Consider the following 22,963-nt stretch of genomic DNA (forward strand, 5'->3'; position numbering starts at 1 on the left):
GCTCCACTGATACGCCCTGCGGTCCTGCGTCAACACCCCGAACAGTACCCGCCCCCGCCCCTACCCCCCTTGGGCCATCGTCAGTCGGGCGCACACAACAAAACGCTCCGGCGTCCGCGTCACCGTGCCTTTTACAGGGCACGCCACTGCGGGCCAAGCCCATGGAGCCGGACCAGACTGTCAGGGACCTATTCAATGACAAGCAGCACTTACGCCCAAGCGCCTGCCACACCCGTCAACTCGCCTGCGCGGGTCGCCACTGCCAGCTTCATCGGCACCGCCATCGAGTTCTATGATTTCTACGTCTACGCCACCGCCGCAGCCTTGGTGATCGGCCCCGTGTTCTTCCCGTCCGGGTCGGGCACCGCGCAAATGCTGGCCGCCTTCCTCACCTTCGGTATCGCCTTCCTCGCCCGGCCACTGGGCTCGGCGTTGTTCGGCCACTTCGGCGACCGCATTGGCCGCAAGTCGACGCTGGTCGCCTCGCTGCTGCTGATGGGCGTATCCACCACCGCCATTGGCGTGCTGCCGGGCTATGACAGCATTGGCGTGTGGGCGCCGATCATTCTCTGCCTGCTGCGTTTTGGCCAAGGCCTGGGCCTGGGCGGCGAATGGGGTGGCGCGGCCCTGCTGGCTACCGAAAACGCGCCGGAAGGCAAACGGGCCTGGTTCGGCATGTTCCCGCAGTTGGGGCCGTCAATCGGCTTCCTGGCGGCCAACGGCCTGTTCCTGACCCTGGCCCTGGTGCTCAGCGACGAGCAGTTCCGTGAGTGGGGCTGGCGCATTCCGTTCCTGCTCAGCGCCGCACTGGTACTGGTAGGCCTGTACGTGCGCCTGAAGCTCGAAGAGAGCCCGGTGTTCGCCAAGGCCGTTGCCCGCCACGAGCGGGTGAAAATGCCGGTGGTCGACCTATTCTCGAAATACTGGCTGCCAACCCTGCTGGGCGCTGCGGCCATGGTGGTGTGCTATGCACTGTTCTACATTTCCACGGTGTTCTCGCTGAGCTACGGCGTAACCACACTGGGCTACAGCCGCGAAACGTTCCTTGGCCTGCTGTGCTTCGCGGTGGTGTTCATGGCACTGGCCACACCGTTGTCGGCCTGGCTCAGTGACCGTTACGGGCGCAAGCCGGTACTGATCGTCGGCGGTCTGCTGGCGATAGCTTCAGGCTTTACCATGGAGCCACTGCTGACGTCGGGATCGACTGCGGGCGTGGCGCTGTTCCTGGCCATCGAGCTGTTCCTGATGGGCGTGACCTTTGCGCCGATGGGGGCACTGCTGCCAGAGCTGTTCCCGACCCACGTGCGTTATACCGGTGCCTCGGCGGCGTATAACCTGGGCGGCATCGTTGGCGCCTCGGCGGCACCGTTCTTTGCCCAGAAGCTGGTGAGCATGGGGGGGTTGAGCTGGGTGGGCGGTTATGTGTCGGCGGCAGCGGTGATCAGCCTGATTGCCGTGCTGTGCCTGAAAGAGACGCGGGATACCGCGCTGTAAGCCACTGGGGCCGCTTTGCGGCCCTATCGCGACACAAGGCCGCTCCCACAGCGATCGCGTAAGCCTGGAAGCTGCACTATCCCTGTGGGAGCGGCCTTGTGTCGCGATAGGGCTGCGAAGCAGCCCCAGCACTCTCGGATCAGAACTCGACCTTGACCGCCTGCGAAGCACGGGTCGCCTTGGCCCGCGCCAGTTCGACCGACTCGTCACGCGCCAGGCACACGCCCATGCGGCGGGTACCGTTGATTTCCGGCTTGCCGAACAGGCGAATGGCGGTATCCGGCTCGCTCAGCGCTGCGCCCAGGTTGGCGAAGCTGGTCTGTTGGGACTGGCCTTCGGGCAAGATCACTGCCGAGGCCGACGGGCCGAACTGACGCACCACCGGAATCGGCAGGCCGAGAATGGCGCGGGCATGCAGGGCGAATTGCGACAGGTCCTGGGAAATCAGGGTGACCAGACCGGTGTCATGCGGGCGCGGCGACACTTCGCTGAACCACACCTGGTCGCCCTTCACGAACAGCTCCACACCAAACAGGCCGCGACCGCCGAGGGCATCGGTGACCGCCTTGGCCACGCGCTGCGATTCGGCCAGCGCCTTCGGGCTCATGGCCTGTGGCTGCCAGGACTCTTGGTAATCGCCCTTCTCCTGACGGTGCCCGACAGGTTCAAGGAAGGTGGTACCGCCCACGTGGCGCACGGTCAGCAGGGTGATTTCATATTCGAAGTCGATGAAACCTTCGACAATCACCCGGCCCTTGCCAGCGCGGCCGCCTTCCTGGGCATAGTCCCACGACGCCTGCAGGTCAGCATCGCTGCGCAGCAAGCTCTGGCCCTTGCCCGACGAGCTCATCACCGGTTTGACCACGCACGGGTAACCCAGGTCGGCTACGGCCTTGGCGTAGTCTTCATAGGTGTCGGCGAAGTGGTACGGCGAGGTTGGCAGGTCCAGCTCTTCGGCAGCCAGGCGGCGGATGCCTTCGCGGTTCATGGTCAACTGGGTGGCGCGGGCGGTGGGCACCACGGTGAAGCCTTCGTTTTCCAGCTCGACCAGGGTGGCGGTGGCGATGGCTTCGATTTCCGGAACGATGTAGTGCGGCTTCTCGGCTTCGATCACCGCGCGCAGGGCAACGCCATCGAGCATGTTGACCACATGGCTGCGGTGCGCCACCTGCATTGCCGGAGCATTGGCGTAACGGTCGACGGCGATTACTTCGACGCCCAGGCGCTGCAGCTCGATTACCACTTCCTTGCCCAGCTCGCCACAGCCGCAGAGCAGTACACGGGTCGCGGTGGGCGACAATGGGGTTCCGATACGGGTCATTTCAGGTCCTCGAAGGCATCCGGGGCCGCGCCAGGCTAGGCGCCACCCGCTGAAAAAGGACCGCTATTCTACACCATCAACCGGCCACGGCGGCCCGCCGGGCGCGAAATGCCATGGCCAGCCACACCGCGGTTACACCGGCGAACTTCGAGGCCATCGCGGTGCCGATGACTGCCGGGGTCAGCGCGCCGATCATGCCGAAGAAAATGAAGGTATCCACCGGGATGCTCAGTGCCGAACTGAGCCACAGGCGGTCGCGCAGCGGCCGACGGGTGATGCTGAACACCAGCCAGTCGATCAGCTCGGAAATGAAGAACGCAGTGGCGCTGGCCAGGGCGATGGCCGGCTCCGAGGTGACATAGGACAACACCAGCGCCGCCAGCATGGCCGCCAGCGCGCCGTGACCGAAGCGGGTTTGCACCATGTCGCGCAGGATGAACACCAGGCCGCCCCAGGCGGACCAGATGATGTCCAGATGCGGGGCACTGGAGAAGGCGTAGTTGATCAGCACTACGCTGCTGATATAGGCAATCAGATAGAACATGGCGGGCTGTCTGTGGGCAAGCCGTACAGATTACCGCCGGGCCGTTCGCGGGTAAACCCGCACCCACAGATGTTGTGCAGCCCTCAAGGCTGACGCTGTACCTGTGGGAGCGGGCGTGCCCGCGAAGCCGCCACCACGGTACATAGCACCGGCTTCGCTGGTGTTCGCCGGCACGCCTACGCCCAAAGGGTTCGCGTCAGGCCTGCAAGATGAGGCCGGCTTCTACTGCCCGTTCATGGCAACGCTTGAGCACCGCCCGACGCTCGTCGTTGTCCATCCGCCCCCAGCGACCAATCTCGGCCACGGTACGCTGGCAGCCGGTGCAGATATCCTGCTCGTCCAGCGCGCAGATGCTCACGCACGGCGATGCCACCGGCCGCTCTGCTACATCACTCATCATCAACCACCAACGCTTGCGCATAACGCTGGGCATTATGCACGTAATGTGCGGCACTCGCTTCCAGCATGCGTTTCTGCTGCTCGGTCAGCTCGCGTATCACCTTGCCCGGCGAGCCCATCACCAGCGAACCGTCCGGGATTTCCTTGCCCTCGGCAATCAGTGCGTTGGCGCCGATGATGCAGTGCTTGCCGATGCGTGCGCCATTGAGGATCACTGCGTTGATACCGACCAGGCTGAAGTCGCCCACCGTACAGCCATGCAACATGGCATTGTGGCCCACGGTCACGCCCTTGCCCAACGTCAATGGCGAGCCCATGTCAGTGTGCATCACCGTGCCATCCTGCACGTTGCTGCCTTCGCCAATGTCGATCAGCTCGTTATCACCGCGCAACACCGCGCCAAACCACACACTGGCATTGGCTTGCAGGCGCACGTTGCCAATGAGCGTGGCGTTGGGGGCGGCCCAACTGGTGGGGTGGCTCTCGACCCGCAGGTCGCCCAGGCGATATTTCATGCTTGTTCCTCAGGCTGCGACGCAGACGGCGGGGTAGGCCCCGCTCAATTTTCGATGTAACGCTCCGGGGGTTGATGCAGGCTGATACCGGCATCGAACAGCAGGTTGACCAGCTCGACGATCATGATCGCCGACAACCCCCAGATCTTGTATTCACCATAGCGGTAACTTGGCACATACCAGCTACGCCCCTGGTAATCGATACGGTGGGTATGGTCACGCGGGTCCTGGCGGAAGAATTCCAGCGGCACGGTGAAAACTGCCGCGATCTCGGCATCATTGGCGCGATACTCGACGAAGTCCGGGATAAGCCCGACGAATGGCGTCACTTTCAGGCCATGTAGCGAAATCAGCGGGCTGAGCGGGCCAATCACCTCCACCAGGCCAGGGGGCAGGCCGATTTCTTCTTCAGCCTCGCGCAGGGCAGTAAAGACCAGGTCCGGGTCTTCCGGGTCGCGGCGGCCACCGGGAAAGGCGACTTCACCACCGTGGGTAGACAGGCCCTTGGCGCGCAGGGTCAAAACCAGTTCGGGCGCTTCGCTGCGGGTAATGGGCAAGAGGACCGCCGCTTCGGGGAACCGCCTGTCGGTTTCCAATGACGCGGGTTGGTGGTTGCTCATTCGGCGAAGTAGCTCGTCCAGCATTGCGCACGCTCGTATCCAGGTCCTGTGTTGCATCATGCACCAAAGCCGCGAAGCACCCAAGCCCCAGCGCTTGCGGCGGCACGGTGGCCGCGCCAAGATAGCCTTGAACATAAGGAACCACACATGAAATTCTGCAGCGCGTGCGGCCAACCGGTCACTCAGCAGATCCCCGAGGGCGACAGCCGCCTGCGGTATGTCTGCGGCTCTTGCCAGACCATCCACTACCAGAACCCCAACATCGTGGCCGGCGTGCTACCGACCTGGGGCAGCCAGGTGTTGCTGTGTCGCCGCGCCATCGAACCGCGCCGGGGTTTCTGGACCCTGCCCGCCGGTTTCATGGAAAACGGCGAAACCCTCGACCAGGCCGCGCGTCGCGAAACCGTCGAGGAAGCCTGCGCCCGGGTCGGGCCAACGTCCCTGTACCAGCTGTTCGATCTGCCGCACATCAACCAGGTGCATGTGTTCTTCCGCGCCGAGTTGGCGGACCTGGACTTTGCCGTGGGTGCCGAAAGCCTGGAGGTGCGCCTGTTCGAAGAACATGAGATACCGTGGAACGCGCTGGCTTTCCGCACCGTCACTCGCACACTAGAATGCTACTATCGCGACCGCATCGGCCAGCACTACCCCATAGGCCATGAATACCTGCCGCCGATGAACGTTTCGCCACACACCTAAACGCCTTCAGGGATACTGTTACATGCGCTGGTTGCTTGCCCTCTTCTGCCTTTGCGTTACCTCGGTGTCCCAGGCGGCCTTCACCGAAACCATCATCCGCAAGCCTGCACCGGCAGCGCAAACCCCATCGCCTTCGCAGCAAGCCATGCAACCGTTGATCGACAAGGTACTGGTGATCAAGTCCGAGCGCCGCCTGCAGTTGATCAGCCGTGGCGAGCCGCTGAAAACCTACCGCATCTCGCTGGGCAAGCAGCCCAAGGGCGCCAAGGAACGCGAAGGCGACAAGAAAACCCCTGAGGGCTTGTACTGGCTGGACTGGCGCAAGCAGAGCGACCGCTTCAACCTGGCCATGCACATCAACTACCCGAACATCAGCGATGCCGCCCGCGCGACCCGGGCAGGGGTGAGTGCCGGCAGCATGATCATGATTCACGGCACGCCGATCAACGATGAATACCCGGAATGGTACTTCCATACCCTGGACTGGACGGATGGTTGCATTGCCATGCGCAACCGCGACATGCAGGAAGTGTGGGACTTGGTACGGGATGGAACGCTGATCGAGATCCGCCCTTGATATAGAGCCTTCCGACAAAGGTTGTAGGAACCTTCCCACCACTTAGCGAGAACTTGCCTGACAGGTGCTTAGGCAGGGTACTGCATCCATACGAGTGGCTTAATTTCTAGCATCCACGCAGACGAGTACGAAAACCGTACATCATTTGCGGGGTGCTTCAATGCCGTGCCTGATTCACCGCATCGCCCATTGGCTGTCGGCCAGTTGCCTGTCAGGCTTGCTGTCCGTTCCCCAGGTGCTGGCCGACGACCCTGCCAGCCAGCAGTTACGCGATCAACAGCATGGGCTGCGGCAACTGGAGCAACAGCAGCGGCTGGAGCGCTGGCGGCGTATACCCGCCCCGACTGAACCGACCAACAGCACTTCCCACCGCCCGCACGATGATCGCTGCTGGGCAGTCGATGGCGTGCGCGTGGCGGGCATGCACCGGCTTTCGAGCTCGGCACTGGCGCCCACCCTCCGTGCGCTCACGCCTGCCTGCATGGGCATCGCCGACATCAATCGGCTGCTCAAAGCCATCACCCAACGTTATGTACAAGCCGGCTACCCAACCAGCCGACCCTACCTGCGACAGCCCCCAGAACAAGGCATGCCGTTGGACATCGTCATTGTCGAAGGCTTTGTCGAAACCATCGAACTGGCAGGGCCCGACCTGCCCCTGTCCCTCTCCAGTGCCTTCCCAGGCCTGCTCGGGCAGCCACTGTACCTGCCCGACCTTGAGCAAGGCCTGGACCAGCTCAACCGCCTACGCGCCTATGAACTGGGCGCCACCTTGCTGCCCGGCGAACTGCAAGGCGGCACCCGCGTGGTCGTGCAGCCGGGCAAGGTTGCTTCACGCTGGCACCTGGACAGCCGCTTCGACAACCGGGGCAGCGAGCTGACGGGCCGCCACCGCGTCAACCTCGGCATTGGCCTGGACAGCCCGCTTGGCCTCAATGATGAGCTGCGCCTGTCGTGGACCCGCACGGTGCTCGATACGCCCGGCCAAAGCCAAGGGATATCGTTGTACTACAGCATCCCCTACGGCGCCTGGACCTTTGCCCTCAGCGCCAGCCAGCTAAGCTATCAAGCCCCACTCCCCTACAGCGACAAGGCTGCCGACGGCAGCAGCAGCTATCAGGGCCTGAGTGTCGAGCGGGTGTTGTGGCGCAACCAGCAAGGCATGCTCAGCGCCAGCGCCCGGCTGGACCGCAAGCAGCTGATCAACCGCAGCGCTGGCGCAGTTATCGTCCAGCAGAGCCCGACGCTGGCCACGGTAGAGGCCGGCCTCAACCTGCTGTGGCTCGAAAATGGCTTGTGGAACGGCTACTTCGGCGTTGCCCAAGGCATTGACGCATTGGGTGCCGACCGCGCGCCCCTGGGTGCTCAACGCCTGCGCCCGGACTTTCGCAAATACCGCGCCAACCTGCTGCACCTGCGTCAGGGCCCGGCACCCAACCCTTGGCGCTGGCAGAGCGAGCTGGCCATGCAGTACAGCCGCGACCCGCTGCCTGCCGTCGAACAGCTGCTGGTCAGCGACGATTCGGCTGTCCGCGGCTTTCGTCTGCACACCTACTCCGGTGCCAGCAGCGCCGTCTGGCGCAATACGTTCAGCCAAGCGCTGCCACGGATCTTGGCACACCCCTTCGAGATACGCCCCTACATCGGCCTGGACCTGGGCTGGGTTCGCACCGCCGAAGGCAAACCGTCACAGCGCCTGGCCGGGGCCGCCGCAGGGTTGGAACTGAGCCTGCCCGGCAGCCGCCTGCGCCTGGACTACCAACGCGCCTTGTACACCAGTGACCTGCCCCGCCCGCTGCTGGAGCCCGGCTTCTGGGTGCTGGACTGGACCCTGAACATCTGATTCACCCACAACAAAGAGAACGAGAAAATGCAAACACTCTCGCAGTTACCGCCTGTTCGCCCGGATACCTTGCGCTGGGCAATCTTCCTCGCCGTGCTCGGGCCCAGCGCCGCACTGGCTCAGACAGGACTGGAAGCAGCCAGCGGCCCCGGGGGGACCCCGGTCATCCACAATGGCCACGGGGTGCCGGTGATCGACATCGTGCCGCCCAACGCCAAGGGGCTGTCACACAACCAGTTCATCGACTACAACGTTGCCACCCCTGGCCTGGTGCTGAACAACGCCACCGCAGCCGGGCAGTCGCAACTGGCCGGTGCCCTGGCGGCCAACCCGCAGTTCCAGGGCCAGGCCGCCTCGACCATTCTTAACGAAGTGGTCAGCCGCAACGCCTCGCTGATCGAGGGGCCGCAGGAAATCTTCGGGCGCCCGGCCGACTACATACTGGCCAACCCCAATGGCATCACCCTCAATGGCGGCAGTTTCATCAACACCACCCGCGCAGGCTTCGTGGTGGGCACCCCGCAATTCGAGGAACAACAGCTCAGGTATCTCGATACGCTCACGGCCAGTGGCACCCTGCAGGTACTGGAGCATGGCCAGGGCAATGCCGGTGGCGCACTCGAACTGATCGCACCACGCGTGGACAGCAAAGGCCTGCTCATGGCCAGCGAAACGCTCGACATCACCGTCGGTCGCAACCGTATCGACAGCCGCAGCGGCGAGGTGGTCGAACACCTGCCCAGCCCCTCGTCGAGCATTGATGCCAGCCTGTTCGGCGCCATGCGCGCCGGGCGTATCCGTGTGGTAAGTACTGCCGAAGGCGCGGGTGTGCGTGTGGGGGCCTCGCAGATTCTGGGCGCCGAGGGGGTCGACATCAGCTCGGCCGGGGGCCTGCATGTCAGTGGCAGTGCCGACCGCCCGACCGAGCTGCGCAGCGAGCGCGGCGTGCTGAAACTCACCGCTGCCGATGACCTGATGCTTGAAACGGTCGACGGCCAGGCCCCGCGAATCGAAGCACGGGCGGGCAAGAAACTCACACTGGACGCCAAGACAATCGAGCACATCAAGCACGAGAGTGACAGCTGGAACAAGAAGTTCTGGTTCGTCACCCGCGAAACCTACAACAGCAAAACCACCACCACCCACCAGCAGCAACAGGGCAGTCAATTGCTGGGCACTGACAGCGTGCTGTTGCAGTCCGGCGACGACATGCGCATGACCGCAGCGAAGGTGGACGCCGGTAGCGAGCTGACGGTCGACAGCGGTGCCGGCCTGGACATCCTCGCCGGCATCGACAGCAAACGCACCGAACAGCAGGTGCGTCATCGCAAGGATTTATGGCGCGGTGACAGCGATAGCGACCAGCTCAAGGAAACCGCAAAGGGCAGTACCCTGAGCGCCGGGCACATGTCGATAAAGGCAAGCGACAACCTTAACGTGCAGGGCAGCAGCCTGCACAGCCGCGGCGATCTGGCTATCCAGGCAAAACAGGCCGACATCGGCACCACCACGTTGCAGGAACACGGTACCCAACGCGATTACCGAGGCGACCTGGTATCCGGTACATTCTTTGGCGATCGAAAAGGTAACGACACCGAGGGCCAGGTCGTCGCGGGCAGCACCATAACCAGCGATGGCGAGCTCACAGTCAGAGCCGACCAGGTCGCCATCAAAGGCAGTACCGTGTTCGGTAAAAAGGACGCGGTGCTCTACAGCGAGAACGGCTCGCTGGCCATCGAGGCGGACCATGGCAGCACGACCTCCACCCAGCGCACCAGTGACAGTAAGCTGTTCGGCCTGATCGGCAGCACGCACGAAAGCACGGACCGCAAACAGCAGGTACTGGTCAGCGACGTCAGCTCGATCAGCAACCTGCGCCTGGCCAGCGCCGAAGAGATGCGCATCCAGGGCGCCAAGGTCGAAGCGGGCAAGCATCTGCAAGTCGAAGCCAAAGGCGACCTGCTGATTGGCAGTGCGCAATCGGTCGATGAACGCGAAACCCGCGACCAACAACGCGGTTTCACGGCCAGCGCCAGACAGACCCAGGAAGCCGAGGATGGCAAGCCCGAGTCTCGCCAATACGCGGCTGGCGTGGCGTATGAGGTCGTGACCACCACCAGCAAGCAGCGCGCGACCAGCCAGATTGCCAGTGAGCTCAAGGGTGCCTCGGTGGGCATGAGCAGCAGCGCGCACCTGCAGGTCAACGGCAGCAAGGTCCAGGCCACTGCCGGCGACCTCGATGTGCAGGCGCGGGAAGTGACACTGGGGGCGACCCGCAACGACCGTGACGTAGTCACCAGCACCACCGAAAGTGGTGGCGGGCTGACGGTAACCGGTGGCATCGACCGCCTGGGCAGTTTGTTCGAAGGCCATCACAACCGCGAGGTGCAAGCCGAACGCGAAAGCAAGGTGCAGCGCAGCGAGTTGCAGGCCAGCGGCGATCTGAAATTGCGCAGTGATGCACTGCTCACCGAGGCCGCGCACGTCGAGGCCGGCAACACCCTGCAGGTGACCGCCAAACGCATCGACAACCGTGCAGTGCAGGATACCCATGAACATGAACAAAGCCGTGACGACTGGTCGGGTAGCCTGGGCGCCAGTATCGAATACCGCGACCTGACCCGCCCTATCGAACGCCTGGTGCTGGGTGAGGAAGCCGCGCGCTTCCAGCAAGCCTCGCCCGAAGACGCCATGGCACCGCCCAGCGTGGGTGCCGACATGACGGTTGAACACCTCAAGCGCCTGGAAAACCAGCGCCGTGGCATTGCTCAGGTCAGCGAGTTGTCCGCAGCAAAGGTCGAGGTCAAGGCTGACACACTGGCCGACCAGGGCACAGCCTGGCGGGCCAATGCCGGCTCGCTGAAAATCGAGGCGCAGCAGCACCAGGTGAGCGCCGCCGAAAATACCCAGGAAACCACCGTTCAACGCCTGGCCTATGGTGGCGACGCGCGCCTGGACACCAGCACCGGCGAAGACTTGAATGTACGCGCCGCCGGCAAAGGAGGGTCGCTGGATAAAAAGGATATCGCCAGCACCGCCGTGCCCGGCAGCCTTTACGGGCAACAGGGTATCCAGGTACAGCTGGGCAGCGATGGCCGCTACGAAGGGGCCCGCATCGATGGCGGTGAAGGCAGCGTGGTCATGCACAGTGCAGGGTCATTGGCCCTACCCCAGGCGACCGACCAGGCCGAACAGCAGTCACGCCAGCTCGATGGCAATGCCTGGGCCAAAGTCGGCAACCGCCCGGGCAGCACCGGTGTCGATGGCCGGGGCTATCTGGACCATGGCCAGAAGCTGAGCACGCAGAGCAAGGCACAAGTGGCACAAATCGACGCCAAGGGCGAAGTTCAACTGACCAGCACAGGCGACCTGTTGCTCGAAGGCACCCGCATTGGCAACCGCGAGGCCAAGGCCGGCGACATACGGGTGCAAAGCGGCGGCCAGTTGCAGGTCAAGGCGGCCAGCAACACCCAGCAGGCCACAGGCGCCAACCTGGGTGGCGGCATGGAGCTGGCGGCCAAGGCTGGCCAGACCCAGGGGGGAGCCATAGGCGGCCACTTCAGCCACGGCAAGCAGGACGAACATGCACGTCAGGCGGTCGATGCCCAGTTTGCCAGCAACGGCACACTGACCCTGACCAGCAGCGCCCGCGAGGACATCGCCCTGCACCTGCAAGGCCTGCAGGCCTCGGCCGAACAGATCACCCTCGACGCCTCGAATGGCGGCATGCTGGTTGAAGCCTCTTCCAGCCAGGAGCGACGCGACAACCTCGACATCTCGGCCGGCGCCGGTTTCAACATGGCCAAGGGCGCGTTGGACACCCGCGGCCTGCATGGCCGGCTCAAGGTAGAGCTCGACAAGCGCGACAACCTCACCTGGAATACCAGTGACCTGCGCGCCGAGCGCATCGACCTGCAAAGCCGCGGCGATACCCGTATCGAGAGTGCCACCCTGGATGCAAAGCACATTGGCGGCACAATCGACGGTGACCTGCGCATCGCCAGCCTCAAGGACAACGTCAACACCCTGAGCGTGAAGGGTGATGTCAGGCTGAGCCAGGAGAAAAACCCGCAGGGCTATGTCAACGCGGCCAAATCGGTGGCTGGCCCGCTGGGAGGCAAGGTCGAGAAAACGGCCGGTTCTGCCCTGAGCAAGGCAGACCCAGGGTTCTCGCCGACCGTCAGCCTCGACGTGTCGCATGCACAGCGCGACAACGTGGCGCGTCAGACCACGCTTAAAAGCAGCGACGGCATCGACCTGCAGGTCGGTGGCAACGCTCATCTGGTAGGGGCACGCTTGCAGTCGGCCAAAGGCGACGTGAGGCTCGACGCCAACTCGGTCACCCAGGAAACGCTAAGCGGCAATGACTATCGCCGAGACCTGTCGCTCGATGCGTCCAACTCACCGGTGGATCTGGGCACGGCAATCGCCGAGATAGCCAAAAGCAAAATGGCGGCGGATGGGGAAAATGCGCTGGACCTGGGTGTGTTGAGAACCAGTGGGCATAGTCGCAGCGAGCAATGGGCTTCGAGCATGCAAGGGAAGAAGCACTAAGACGCAATCGCGGCCCTGGCAATTTGGGGGCATCAGAAATCGTGTGACCTGCTGCTGATACCCAGGCACCGCGTGTCCCCCGCTTCCACAGCGAATACCACAGCCCCCTGGGCGTGTGATTGCTCTGTGGGAGCGGGCTTGCCCGCGAAGAGGCCGTTACAGGTCAAGCCAACCTGTGCAGCCCCCGCCACCGATCCAGCCCAAGCAACACCAGCCCTATCCCCCAGAAACCCGCCAGCACCCCAAGGGCGTTGAGCATCACCTGCCCATACCCCAGACTGGCCACATCAATGAACGGATAGGCATACACGCCAATCTCGCTCCCCCGCCACAACGCATAACCAAAGTAGACCGCCGGGTACACCGCCCACACCAGCAAATGCCATAGCCGCAACCTGCCCTTGGGTACCTCGCACCACCAGTACAGGGCATACAGCACCGGCATCACGTCGTGCAGCAACTCGTCCGCCAGCCATTGCCAACCCTGTGGTTGCCACAAATGACGCAGCAGCACGCTGTAGGCCAGCGCCACCAGCACGATACTGGCGGCCACTGCAGAGCTTACCGAGGGCGACAGGAAAAAGCGTTTGCCACGGCCTTCCCGGCCGAATGCGGCATAGCTCAGCACCGTTGCCACCAGGGTATTGGTCAGCACGGTGAAATAGCCAAACACATTGATCAGGCCGCCAATCAGGCTGGCCTGTTCCTGCCAACGCGCCAGCAGTACCAGGTTCACCTGCACGGCCAGGCCGAACCAGCCAAGCACAGCCATGCCGGTCAGCCAAGGGCGACGCGACATGTCAGGCCTGACGCTGCAGCTTCACGTACAGCTGCTCGACCTTTTCCCGCGCCCATGGCGTTTTGCGCAGAAAAGTCAGGCTCGACTTGATGGTCGGGTTGCTCTTGAAACAGCGCACGTCTATGCGCTCGGCCAGGCCCTGCCATTGGTAGTGCGCCACCAGCTCGGTGAGGATCTGTTCAAGGGTCTTGCCGTGCAGCGCGTTGTGTTGGGCCGTGCTCATGCTGTGCTCCGTAGGAAAGATGCGCACCTTACACGAGTGTAGTGGCGGGTGGGATCCGTCAAGTCGACAGAAAAATCGCTGGTCAGAGGCAAAACCTCTGTGATGGAATAGTTATGTTATGTTGTAACACTATAAAAGCCTCTGCCAAGGAACGCCCCATCCCCATGCTGTACACACCGCTTCGCCTCTCCCCCCTTGCCATCGCACTCTGGCTGGCTGCATCCCCCAGCCAGGCCGTAGAACTTGAGCCACAGGTCATCACCGCCAACCCGCTGGGCAACCGCCAACTGGCGGCTCCCAGCACCGTGCTCGAAGGCGACAACCTGCTGCAACAGCAGCACGGCAGCCTCGGTGAAACCCTGAACAAGCAGCCCGGTGTCGCCTCTACCTGGTTCGGCCCTGGCGCCAGCCGACCGGTCATTCGCGGCCTGGACGGCGACCGCATCCGCATTCTGCGCAACGGCGTCGGCGCCCTGGATGCCTCGTCGCTGTCCTATGACCACGCCGTGCCCCTGGACCCGGTGACGGTCGACCGCGTCGAAATCGTCCGCGGCCCGGCCGCCTTGCTGTATGGCGGTAACGCCATCGGCGGCGTGGTCAACACCTTCGACAGCCGCATCCCGGACTCGCCGATCGAGGGCATCCACGGTGCCGGTGAACTGCGTTACGGCGGCGCGGACACCACCCGCAGCAGCGCCGGCAAGCTGGAGGCCGGCGACGGCGCCTTCGCCCTGCACCTGGACGCCAACAGCCGCCAGTTCAACGACCTGCGCATCCCGGGCTACGCACGCAGCGCCAAGGTGCGCGATGCCGACGAGCCCGGCAGCAAACACCGCCTGGAAAACAGCGACGGTCGCCAGGACGGCGGCGCAATCGGTGGTGCCTACCACTGGGACCACGGCTACGCCGGCCTGTCGTACAGCCGCTACGACAGCAACTACGGCTCGGTGGCCGAGTCCGGCGTGCGCCTGGACATGAAACAGGATCACTACGCCTTCGCCTCCGAACTGCGCGACCTCGACGGCCCGTTCAGCTCGGTCAAGGTAGATGCCGGCTACACCGACTACGAACACAGCGAAATCGAGGAAGGCGAGGTCCATACCACCTTCAAGAACAAGGGCTACGAAGCCCGCATCGAAGCCCGTCACCAGCCGCTCGGACCGGTGGAAGGGATGATCGGTGCCCAGGTCAGCCGCAACGAATTCTCCGCCCTGGGCGAGGAAGCCTTCGTCCCGCACACCGATACCGACAGCCTGGCGCTGTTCATGCTGGAGCAGTGGCAAGCCACCGAACGCCTGAACCTGAGCCTGGGCGCGCGCATGGAGCACACCCGCGTAGACCCAGACGCCAAAGGCAACGAGAACTTCGTCGACGCCGACAGCGCCAGCAGCTTCAACGCCTTCAGCCTGTCGTCGGGGGCCGTGTACCAACTCGACCCCATCTGGTCGCTGGCCGCCAACCTCGGCTACACCGAGCGCGCCCCTACCTTTTACGAGCTGTACGCCAATGGCGCGCACGTAGCCACCGGCGCGTTTGAAGTTGGTGACGCCAGCCTGAACAAGGAAAAGGCGATTTCCGCCGACCTGGCGCTGCGCTTCGACAACGGCACCCACAAAGGCAGTGTTGGGGTGTTCTACAGCCACTTTCGCAACTACATCGGCCTGATTGGCACCGGCAACCTGCGTGAGGGCGGGCATGATCACGACCATGACGAGGATGACCACGACCACGATCATGACGACGGCTTCCCGGAATACCAGTACCAAGGCGTGCGGGCGCGCTTCTACGGCATCGAGGCCCAGGACCGCTGGCAGTTGGCCGAGAACCGTTACGGCAGCTTTGCGCTGGAGTTGTCCGGTGACTACACCCGGGCCAAAAACCTGGACAGCGGCGAGCCACTGCCCCGCATCGCCCCGCTGCGCCTGAACAGCGGTCTGGTCTGGGAACTGGACCGCTGGCAGGCGCGAGTAGACGTGCAGCACGCTGCGTCGCAGCACCGCAAACCCGCCAACGAAACCGGCACCGATGGCTACACCACCTTGGGGGCGAGCGTTGGCTACCGCTTCGACATTGGCCAGAGCCAGTGGCTGGCGTTTGTACGCGGCGAAAACCTCACCGACCAGACCGTGCGCTACGCCAGTTCGATCCTGCGCGATATCGCACCGGCGCCGGGGCGCAGTGTGGAAGTCGGGTTGCGTACCACCTTCTGAACCACAAGCGACGAAGATCGGTGTAGGAACGGGTTCACCCGCGAAGACGATGGTAGGTCAACCGGCGCATTCGCGGGTGAACCCGCTCCTACACCGGCCTCGATTAATGACGACTGTTGCCCGTTCAACAACAATCCTCTGCGACAATTTGTCTTTTTTTCTTACAACTTCCCCTATATCCTCCCCGCCGCAAGCTGAAACGCTTCATCGAACAACCTTGTCGCCATATCCATTGAGGGGCTCGCCCTTCGATGCGCTTGCCGTTTTTTCAATAATCAAAAGATAGCGCTATCTCATGTTCCAACTGCCTAAAACCTGTTACATCGGCCTCGCCCTCAGTGCCTTGGCAACCCCCGCCAGCGCCAGCGAAATGTTCGCCAGCGATTCCCCGTGGATGCTCGGCGACTGGGGTGGAACCCGCAGCGAACTGCTGGAAAAGGGCTACGACTTTACCCTTGGCTACACCGGCGAGATGGGCAGCAACCTGCACGGCGGCTACGACCACGACCGCACCGCGCGCTACAGCGACCAGTTCACCTTTGGCAGCCACCTGGACCTGGACAAGATCCTCGGCTGGCACGACACCGAACTCCAGCTGACCGTCACCGAGCGTCACGGCGACAACATCAGCAACGATCGCATCAACGACCCGCGTGTCGGCGGCTTCACCTCCGCCCAGGAAGTCTGGGGCCGCGGCGAAACCTGGCGGCTGACGCAAATGTGGATCAAGCAGAAGTACTTCGACGGTGCGCTGGATGTGAAATTCGGCCGCTTCGGTGAAGGCGAGGACTTCAACAGCTTCCCTTGCGACTTCCAGAACCTGGCCTTCTGCGGCTCGCAGGTGGGCAACTGGGTGGGTGGCATCTGGTACAACTGGCCAGTCAGCCAGTGGGCCCTGCGCGTGCGCTACAACCTTACCCCTGAGCTGTACGCCCAGGTCGGCGTCTTCGAGCAGAACCCTTCCAACCTTGAATCTGGCAATGGTTTCAAGCTCAGCGGCAGCGGCACCCAAGGTGCGGTAATGCCGTTCGAACTGGTATGGACCCCACGTATCCAAGGCTTGAAAGGGGAATATCGTGCCGGCTACTACTACAGTAATGCCAAGGCACAAGATGTTCTCAAGGACAGCAACGGTCAGCCGGCCGCCATCAGCGGCGCCGCCTACCGCAGCAGCTCGAGCAAGCACGGCTTGTGGATTGGCGCCCAGCAGCAGGTCACCTCGCTGGCGTCCGACCAGTCACGCGGCTTGAGCGTGTTCGCCAACGCCACCGTGCATGACAAGAAGACCAATGCCATCGACAACTATGTGCAGGCAGGACTGGTATTCAAAGGGCCCTTCGATGCCCGCGCCAAGGACGACATCGGTTTCGCCCTGGCCCGCGTGCACGTCAACCCTGCCTATCGCAAGAACGCCCGCCTGGCCAACCAGGCCGCCGGCCTCTACGACTACGACAACCCAGGCTTCCTGCCCGTGCAGGACACCGAGTACAGCGCCGAGCTGTACTACGGCATCCATTTGGCCGACTGGCTCACGGTACGCCCCAACCTGCAGTACATCCGCCACCCGGGCGGGGTGTCGCAGGTGGATGGCGCCCTGATCGGCGGCCTGAAGATCCAGAGCAGTTTCTAACCCCTTTTTTGACCTGACGGAGAACCTACGATGAGCACTGAAGGTGCGAACCAAGGAAGCCGCTGGCTACCGCGCCTGATTGGCGCGCTGCTGTTGCTGATGGGCCTGGCCCTGCTGGCCGGCGGTATCAAGCTGAGCCAGCTGGGCGGATCGCTGTACTACCTGATCGCCGGTATCGGCTTTGCCCTTTCGGGCATCCTGCTGCTGGCCCAACGCCAGATCGCCCTGGGCCTGTATGGCCTGGTGCTGCTGGGCAGCACCGTTTGGGCCCTGCTCGAAGTGGGCCTGGACTGGTGGCAACTGGTGCCCCGTCTGGCCATCTGGTTCGCCATCGGCGTGGTGCTGCTGCTTCCGTGGGCACGTCGCCCGCTGATCGGCCCGGCCAGCAAAGCCAATACTGCACTGCTCGGCCTGGCAGTGGTCGCTTCGGGCGCTTGCGCGCTGGGCAGCCAGTTCACCCATCCCGGTGAAGTGTTCGGCGAACTGGGCCGCGACAGCAGCGAAATGGCCAGTGCCGCACCGGCCATGCCCGACGGCGAATGGCAGGCCTACGGCCGTACCGAGCATGGCGACCGCTACTCGCCGCTGCACCAGATCACCCCGCAGAACGCCTACCGCCTGGAAGAAGCCTGGCGCATTCGCACCGGTGATCTGCCGACCGAAAACGACCCGGTGGAGCTGACCAACCAGAACACCCCGCTGAAGGTCAACGGCATGCTGTACGCCTGCACCGCGCACAGCCGCCTGCTGGCGCTGGACCCGGACACTGGCGCGGAAATCTGGCGCTACGACCCGCAGGTCAAGAGCCCGACCGGCACCTTCAAAGGCTTTGCCCACATGACGTGCCGTGGCGTCTCGTACTATGACGAAAACCGCTACGTCAGCCGCGACGGCAGCCCGGCGCCGAAAATTACCGACGCAGGCCAGGCGGTGGCCCAAGCCTGCCCGCGTCGTCTCTACCTGCCGACTGCAGATGCCCGCCTGATCGCCATCAACGCCGACAACGGCAAGGTCTGCGAAGGTTTCGCCAACCAGGGCGTGATCGACCTCACCACCGGCATTGGCCCGTTCACCGCCGGCGGCTATTACTCCACCTCGCCTGCTGCCATTACCCGTAACCTGGTGATCATCGGTGGCCACGTCACCGACAACGAGTCGACCAATGAGCCGTCCGGGGTGATCCGCGCCTACGACGTGCACGACGGCCACCTGGTGTGGAACTGGGACAGCAACAACCCGGACGACACCAAGCCATTGGCTGCCGGCAAAATGTATAGCCGCAACTCGGCCAACATGTGGTCAATCGCCAGCGTCGACGAAGACCTTGGCATGATCTACCTGCCGCTGGGCAACCAGACCCCGGACCAGTGGGGCGCCGACCGCACCCCAGGCGCCGAGAAGTACAGTGCCGGCGTGGTCGCCCTTGACCTGGCCACCGGCAAGGCACGCTGGAACTATCAGTTCACCCATCACGACCTGTGGGACATGGACGTCGGCAGCCAGCCGACCCTGGTACACCTGAAAACCGACGATGGCGTGAAACCGGCGATCATCGTACCGACCAAGCAAGGCAGCCTGTACGTGCTCGACCGCCGCGACGGTACGCCAATCGTGCCGATCCGCGAGATCCCCACCCCACAAGGCGCAGTGGAAGGCGACCACACCTCGCCAACCCAGGCTCGTTCCGACCTCAACCTGCTCGGCCCAGAGCTGACCGAACAGGCCATGTGGGGCGCCACGCCTTTCGACCAGATGCTGTGCCGCATCCAGTTCCGCGAACTGCGCTACGAAGGCCAGTACACCCCGCCATCCGAACAAGGTTCGTTGGTCTACCCCGGCAACGTAGGTGTATTCAACTGGGGCAGCGTGTCGGTCGACCCGGTGCGCCAGTTGCTGTTCACTTCGCCCAACTACATGGCGTTCGTGTCGAAGATGGTCCCGCGTGAGCAGGTTGCCGAAGGCAGCAAGCGCGAAAGTGAGACCAGCGGCGTGCAGCCGAACACCGGTGCACCGTATGCAGTGACCATGCACCCGTTCATGTCGCCGCTCGGCGTACCGTGCCAGGCACCCGCCTGGGGCTACGTCGCCGCCATCGACCTGTTCACCAACAAGGTGGTGTGGAAACACAAGAACGGCACCACCCGGGACAGCACTCCGGTGCCGATCGGCCTGCCGGTTGGCGTGCCAAGCATGGGTGGCTCGATCGTCACCGCCGGTGGCGTCGGTTTCCTCAGCGGCACGCTCGACCAGTACCTGCGCGCCTATGACGTGAACAACGGCAAGGAATTGTGGAAGGCACGCCTGCCAGCGGGTGGCCAGGCTACGCCGATGAGCTACACCGGCAAGGACGGCAAGCAGTACGTGCTGGTGACTGCCGGCGGCCATGGCTCGCTGGGCACCAAGATGGGCGATTACATCATCGCTTACAAATTAGCTGAGTAAGCGACACCGCTCCCGCAGGCTCAACCCTGTGGGAGCAACTGTCTTGCTCAATTTCTGAAAGCTGGCGCGATCCGTGTGGGAGCGGCCTTGCGTCGCGAAAGGGCTGCACAGCAGCCCCGGGGTTTCAGCGTCGATGCAAATAATGCCGGGGCCGCTTCGCGGCCCTTTCGCGACACAAGGCCGCTCCCACAGGCCGGTGTTCAGCCTCAGCCCAGCGCAGTGTCGAGAAACATCATCACCGCAAACCCGCCCATCAACCCTGGGTAATGGAGCTGGGTGCAGCGCTGGGCATCAAGGTCGAGCCGGCGCTGGAAGCCCTGAAAGTCGCCGTACACATCTAAAGCCTGGCGCAGTCCTTGTGGAGCCTTGTGTCGCGATTGGCTCGCGCAGCGGCCCCAACGCTCTAGAATGCTGGATGGATGCTGGGGCTGCTGCGCAGCCCAATCGCGACACAAGGCCACTCCCATACCATTGAAACCCATCCCCTCCCGCCCCATCTAAGCACCATAGTCATTCACGCAGGTGCCCCATGAGCGACCAGCAGGATTTCCCGGAACACCCGGACGAACACAGCGAAGTCGAACACACCCTCCAGGCCGAAACCGGCCACGCCCTCGCCCTGCCCGGCCAGCAGCTGCCGGACAAGGTCTACGTCATCCCGATCCACAACCGCCCGTTCTTCCCGGCACAGGTACTTCCGGTCATCGTCAATGAAGAACCCTGGGCCGAAACGCTCGATCTGGTGGCCAAGTCACCGGACCACTGCCTGGCGCTGTTCTTCATGGACACCCCGCCAGAAGACCACCGCCACTTCGACACCTCGGCACTGCCGCAGTACGGCACGCTGGTCAAGGTGCACCATGCCAGCCGCGAAAACGGCAAATTGCAGTTTGTCGCCCAGGGCCTGTCCCGGGTGCGCATCCGCAACTGGCTCAAGCACCACCGCCCGCCCTACCTGGTCGAAGTCGAATACCCGCGCCAGCCCGCTGAGCCGACCGACGAGGTCAAAGCCTACGGTATGGCACTGATCAACGCGATCAAGGAGCTGCTGCCGCTCAACCCGCTGTACAGCGAAGAGCTGAAGAACTACCTCAACCGCTTCAGCCCCAACGACCCCTCGCCGCTCACCGACTTCGCCGCCGCGCTCACCTCGGCCACCGGCAACCAGTTGCAGGAAGTGCTCGACTGCGTGCCCATGCTCAAACGCATGGAAAAGGTACTGCCAATGCTGCGCAAAGAGGTGGAAGTCGCACGCTTGCAGAACGAAATTTCGGCCGAGGTCAACCGGCAGATCGGCGAGCACCAGCGCGAGTTCTTCCTCAAGGAACAACTCAAGGTCATCCAGCAGGAGCTGGGGCTGACCAAGGACGACCGCAGCGCCGACCTCGAACAGTTCGAACAGCGCCTGGAAGGCAAGACCCTGCCGCCCCAGGCACGCAAGCGCATCGATGAAGAGATGGGCAAACTGGCCATCCTGGAAACCGGCTCGCCCGAATACGCCGTCACCCGCAACTATCTGGAATGGGCCACCGCCCTGCCGTGGGGCGTGTACGGCAAAGACAAGCTCGACCTCAAACATGCGCGCAAAGTCCTCGACCAGTACCACGCTGGCCTCGACGACATCAAGGAGCGCATCCTCGAGTTCCTCGCCGTGGGCGCCTGGAAAGGCGAGATCAGCGGCTCGATCGTGCTGTTGGTGGGCCCGCCCGGGGTGGGCAAGACCAGCATCGGCAAGTCCATCGCCGAATCGCTCGGCCGGCCATTCTATCGCTTCAGCGTCGGCGGCATGCGTGACGAAGCCGAGATCAAGGGCCACCGCCGCACCTACATCGGTGCCCAGCCCGGCAAGCTGGTGCAGGCCCTGAAAGACGTCGAAGTGATGAACCCGGTGATCATGCTCGACGAAATCGACAAGATGGGCCAGAGCTATCAGGGTGACCCGGCATCAGCGTTGCTGGAAACCCTCGACCCCGAGCAGAACGTCGACTTCCTCGACCACTACCTCGACCTGCGCCTGGACTTGTCCAAGGTGCTGTTCGTGTGCACTGCCAACACCCTCGATTCGATACCCGGGCCGTTGCTCGACCGCATGGAAGTGATCCGCCTGTCCGGCTATATCACCGAAGAAAAACTGACCATCGCCAAGCGCCACCTGTGGCCCAAGCAGCTGGAAAAGGCCGGCGTTTCCAAGACCAGCCTCAGCATCAGCGACAGCGCACTGCGCCTGGTGATCGACGGTTATGCCCGCGAGGCCGGTGTGCGCCAGCTGGAGAAGCAACTGGGCAAACTGGTGCGCAAGGCCGTGGTCAAGCTGCTGGAAAACCCCGACGCCAAACTTAAGATCGGCACCAAGGACCTGGAGACCGCACTCGGCATACCGGTGTTCCGCAGCGAGCAGGTACTGGCTGGCAAAGGCGTGATCACCGGCCTGGCCTGGACCAGCATGGGCGGTGCCACACTGCCGATCGAGGCGACCCGCATCCACACCCACAACCGCGGCTTCAAGCTGACCGGCAAACTGGGTGACGTGATGAAGGAGTCTGCCGAAATTGCCTACAGCTACATCAGCTCCAACCTCAAGCAATTTGGCGGGGATCCAGGTTTCTTCAACGAAGCGTTCATCCACCTGCACGTACCCGAAGGCGCCACGCCCAAAGACGGCCCCAGTGCCGGCATCACAATGGCCAGCGCGTTGCTTTCACTGGCCCGCGACCAGCCTGCCAAAAAGGGTGTCGCCATGACGGGCGAGCTGACCCTCACCGGCCAGGTACTGCCGATTGGCGGCGTGCGCGAGAAGGTGATTGCGGCGCGGCGGCAGAAGATTTTCGAACTGATCCTGCCGGAGCCCAACCGCGGTGACTTCGAAGAACTGCCGGACTACCTGCGCGAAGGCCTGACAGTGCACTTCGCCAAGCGCTTTGCCGACGTGGCGAAAGTGCTGTTCTAGCCTGTACCGGCCTCTTCGCGGGCAAGCCCGCGCCTGCACGGGTACGCTATCCCTGCAGGCGCGGGCTTACTCGCGAAAGGGCCGGCACAGGCAACACAAATGTCCTCGATCATCGGTTATCCTCAGGCCATCGCCAGCCTTCGGAG

General features: G+C 63.4%; 17 protein-coding genes. 9 read left to right on the top strand and 8 right to left on the bottom strand.

Annotation, left to right across the window (positions count from 1 at the left end; genetic code table 11):
- Positions 1 to 195: 195 nt before the first annotated feature.
- Entirely contained in the window at positions 196 to 1,494 is a 1,299-nt protein-coding gene (locus tag REH59_RS22950; protein ID WP_003252134.1) for an MFS transporter, read from the top strand.
- 139 nt (positions 1,495 to 1,633) lie between these two features.
- Here REH59_RS22950 and purT read toward each other — a convergent pair whose 3' ends face one another.
- The 5 genes from purT to REH59_RS22975 form a co-directional block, all read right to left on the bottom strand.
- Positions 1,634 to 2,815, bottom strand: a complete 1,182-nt coding sequence (gene purT / locus REH59_RS22955; protein WP_012053590.1) for a formate-dependent phosphoribosylglycinamide formyltransferase — start codon at positions 2,813 to 2,815, stop codon at positions 1,634 to 1,636.
- Positions 2,816 to 2,891: 76 nt separating this feature from the next.
- Positions 2,892 to 3,359 carry a VUT family protein gene (locus REH59_RS22960; RefSeq protein WP_014754324.1) on the bottom strand — a complete coding sequence of 156 codons (468 nt, stop codon included), beginning with the start codon at positions 3,357 to 3,359 and terminating at the stop codon, positions 2,892 to 2,894.
- Between the two features lie 196 nt (positions 3,360 to 3,555).
- The gene (locus REH59_RS22965; RefSeq protein ID WP_012053591.1) at positions 3,556 to 3,759 is read right to left on the bottom strand and encodes a DUF1289 domain-containing protein; all 204 of its coding nucleotides are present in this window, start codon (positions 3,757 to 3,759) and stop codon (positions 3,556 to 3,558) included.
- Positions 3,749 to 4,273: a gamma carbonic anhydrase family protein gene (locus REH59_RS22970; protein WP_004575443.1), complete on the bottom strand. Its 525-nt coding sequence runs from the start codon at positions 4,271 to 4,273 to the stop codon at positions 3,749 to 3,751. The genes REH59_RS22965 and REH59_RS22970 overlap by 11 nt, the downstream gene beginning before the upstream one ends.
- 44 nt (positions 4,274 to 4,317) lie before the next feature.
- On the bottom strand, positions 4,318 to 4,917 hold the full coding sequence (locus REH59_RS22975) for a CoA pyrophosphatase (protein WP_003252125.1): 600 nt from the start codon (positions 4,915 to 4,917) through the stop codon (positions 4,318 to 4,320).
- Positions 4,918 to 5,040: 123 nt separating this feature from the next.
- On the opposite strand from REH59_RS22975, the gene REH59_RS22980 reads away from it, so the two are divergent.
- The 4 genes from REH59_RS22980 (at position 5,041) to REH59_RS22995 (ending at position 12,566) form a co-directional block, all read left to right on the top strand.
- Positions 5,041 to 5,592, top strand: a complete 552-nt coding sequence (locus REH59_RS22980; RefSeq protein WP_003252122.1) for an NUDIX hydrolase — start codon at positions 5,041 to 5,043, stop codon at positions 5,590 to 5,592.
- 22 nt (positions 5,593 to 5,614) lie between these two features.
- Positions 5,615 to 6,169: a L,D-transpeptidase family protein gene (locus REH59_RS22985; RefSeq protein WP_003252119.1), complete on the top strand. Its 555-nt coding sequence runs from the start codon at positions 5,615 to 5,617 to the stop codon at positions 6,167 to 6,169.
- Positions 6,170 to 6,329: 160 nt separating this feature from the next.
- A complete protein-coding gene (locus REH59_RS22990; protein WP_014860523.1) occupies positions 6,330 to 8,012 on the top strand; it encodes a ShlB/FhaC/HecB family hemolysin secretion/activation protein in 1,683 nt (560 codons plus the stop codon).
- Between the two features lie 27 nt (positions 8,013 to 8,039).
- Positions 8,040 to 12,566 (top strand): hemagglutinin repeat-containing protein, encoded by a 4,527-nt coding sequence (locus REH59_RS22995; RefSeq protein WP_014860522.1) that lies wholly within the window; start codon positions 8,040 to 8,042, stop codon positions 12,564 to 12,566.
- A gap of 163 nt (positions 12,567 to 12,729) precedes the next feature.
- Here the strand turns inward: REH59_RS22995 and REH59_RS23000 are convergent, their stop codons facing one another.
- Both REH59_RS23000 and REH59_RS23005 read right to left on the bottom strand, forming a co-directional pair.
- Positions 12,730 to 13,365, bottom strand: a complete 636-nt coding sequence (locus REH59_RS23000) for a Pr6Pr family membrane protein (protein WP_004575440.1) — start codon at positions 13,363 to 13,365, stop codon at positions 12,730 to 12,732.
- 1 nt (position 13,366) lies between these two features.
- Entirely contained in the window at positions 13,367 to 13,588 is a 222-nt protein-coding gene (locus REH59_RS23005; protein ID WP_003252112.1) for a VF530 family DNA-binding protein, read from the bottom strand.
- A gap of 164 nt (positions 13,589 to 13,752) precedes the next feature.
- On the opposite strand from REH59_RS23005, the gene REH59_RS23010 reads away from it, so the two are divergent.
- The 3 genes from REH59_RS23010 (at position 13,753) to REH59_RS23020 (ending at position 19,870) form a co-directional block, all read left to right on the top strand.
- Positions 13,753 to 15,798, top strand: coding sequence for a TonB-dependent receptor (locus REH59_RS23010; RefSeq protein ID WP_014860521.1), 2,046 nt, complete (start codon positions 13,753 to 13,755; stop codon positions 15,796 to 15,798).
- A gap of 295 nt (positions 15,799 to 16,093) precedes the next feature.
- Positions 16,094 to 17,428: a carbohydrate porin gene (locus tag REH59_RS23015; protein WP_014860520.1), complete on the top strand. Its 1,335-nt coding sequence runs from the start codon at positions 16,094 to 16,096 to the stop codon at positions 17,426 to 17,428.
- Between the two features lie 30 nt (positions 17,429 to 17,458).
- Positions 17,459 to 19,870, top strand: coding sequence for a glucose/quinate/shikimate family membrane-bound PQQ-dependent dehydrogenase (locus REH59_RS23020; protein ID WP_014860519.1), 2,412 nt, complete (start codon positions 17,459 to 17,461; stop codon positions 19,868 to 19,870).
- A gap of 206 nt (positions 19,871 to 20,076) precedes the next feature.
- On the opposite strand, the gene REH59_RS23025 is transcribed toward REH59_RS23020, so the two are convergent.
- Complete coding sequence (locus REH59_RS23025; RefSeq protein WP_014754328.1) at positions 20,077 to 20,205, bottom strand: hypothetical protein; 129 nt, start codon at positions 20,203 to 20,205, stop codon at positions 20,077 to 20,079.
- A gap of 194 nt (positions 20,206 to 20,399) precedes the next feature.
- On the opposite strand from REH59_RS23025, the gene lon reads away from it, so the two are divergent.
- Complete coding sequence (lon, locus tag REH59_RS23030) at positions 20,400 to 22,817, top strand: endopeptidase La (RefSeq protein ID WP_014861074.1); 2,418 nt, start codon at positions 20,400 to 20,402, stop codon at positions 22,815 to 22,817.
- Positions 22,818 to 22,963 lie beyond the last annotated feature (146 nt).

Source organism: Pseudomonas sp. BO3-4, assembly GCF_034044115.1.
Taxonomy (GTDB): domain Bacteria; phylum Pseudomonadota; class Gammaproteobacteria; order Pseudomonadales; family Pseudomonadaceae; genus Aquipseudomonas; species Aquipseudomonas alloputida.

Bases quoted from the DNA above. Each gene is read 5' to 3' on its own strand.
- REH59_RS22960 (WP_014754324.1), bottom strand. From the start codon at position 3,359: ATGTTCTATCTGATTGCCTATATCAGCAGCGTAGTGCTGATCAACTAC.
- REH59_RS23020 (WP_014860519.1), top strand. From the start codon at position 17,459: ATGAGCACTGAAGGTGCGAACCAAGGAAGCCGCTGGCTACCGCGCCTG.
- REH59_RS22990 (WP_014860523.1), top strand. From the start codon at position 6,330: ATGCCGTGCCTGATTCACCGCATCGCCCATTGGCTGTCGGCCAGTTGC.
- REH59_RS22980 (WP_003252122.1), top strand. From the start codon at position 5,041: ATGAAATTCTGCAGCGCGTGCGGCCAACCGGTCACTCAGCAGATCCCC.
- REH59_RS22995 (WP_014860522.1), top strand. From the start codon at position 8,040: ATGCAAACACTCTCGCAGTTACCGCCTGTTCGCCCGGATACCTTGCGC.
- REH59_RS22985 (WP_003252119.1), top strand. From the start codon at position 5,615: ATGCGCTGGTTGCTTGCCCTCTTCTGCCTTTGCGTTACCTCGGTGTCC.
- REH59_RS22975 (WP_003252125.1), bottom strand. From the start codon at position 4,917: ATGCTGGACGAGCTACTTCGCCGAATGAGCAACCACCAACCCGCGTCA.
- purT (WP_012053590.1), bottom strand. From the start codon at position 2,815: ATGACCCGTATCGGAACCCCATTGTCGCCCACCGCGACCCGTGTACTG.
- REH59_RS22970 (WP_004575443.1), bottom strand. From the start codon at position 4,273: ATGAAATATCGCCTGGGCGACCTGCGGGTCGAGAGCCACCCCACCAGT.
- lon (WP_014861074.1), top strand. From the start codon at position 20,400: ATGAGCGACCAGCAGGATTTCCCGGAACACCCGGACGAACACAGCGAA.
- REH59_RS23000 (WP_004575440.1), bottom strand. From the start codon at position 13,365: ATGTCGCGTCGCCCTTGGCTGACCGGCATGGCTGTGCTTGGCTGGTTC.
- REH59_RS23010 (WP_014860521.1), top strand. From the start codon at position 13,753: ATGCTGTACACACCGCTTCGCCTCTCCCCCCTTGCCATCGCACTCTGG.
- REH59_RS23005 (WP_003252112.1), bottom strand. From the start codon at position 13,588: ATGAGCACGGCCCAACACAACGCGCTGCACGGCAAGACCCTTGAACAG.
- REH59_RS22950 (WP_003252134.1), top strand. From the start codon at position 196: ATGACAAGCAGCACTTACGCCCAAGCGCCTGCCACACCCGTCAACTCG.
- REH59_RS23015 (WP_014860520.1), top strand. From the start codon at position 16,094: ATGTTCCAACTGCCTAAAACCTGTTACATCGGCCTCGCCCTCAGTGCC.
- REH59_RS22965 (WP_012053591.1), bottom strand. From the start codon at position 3,759: ATGATGAGTGATGTAGCAGAGCGGCCGGTGGCATCGCCGTGCGTGAGC.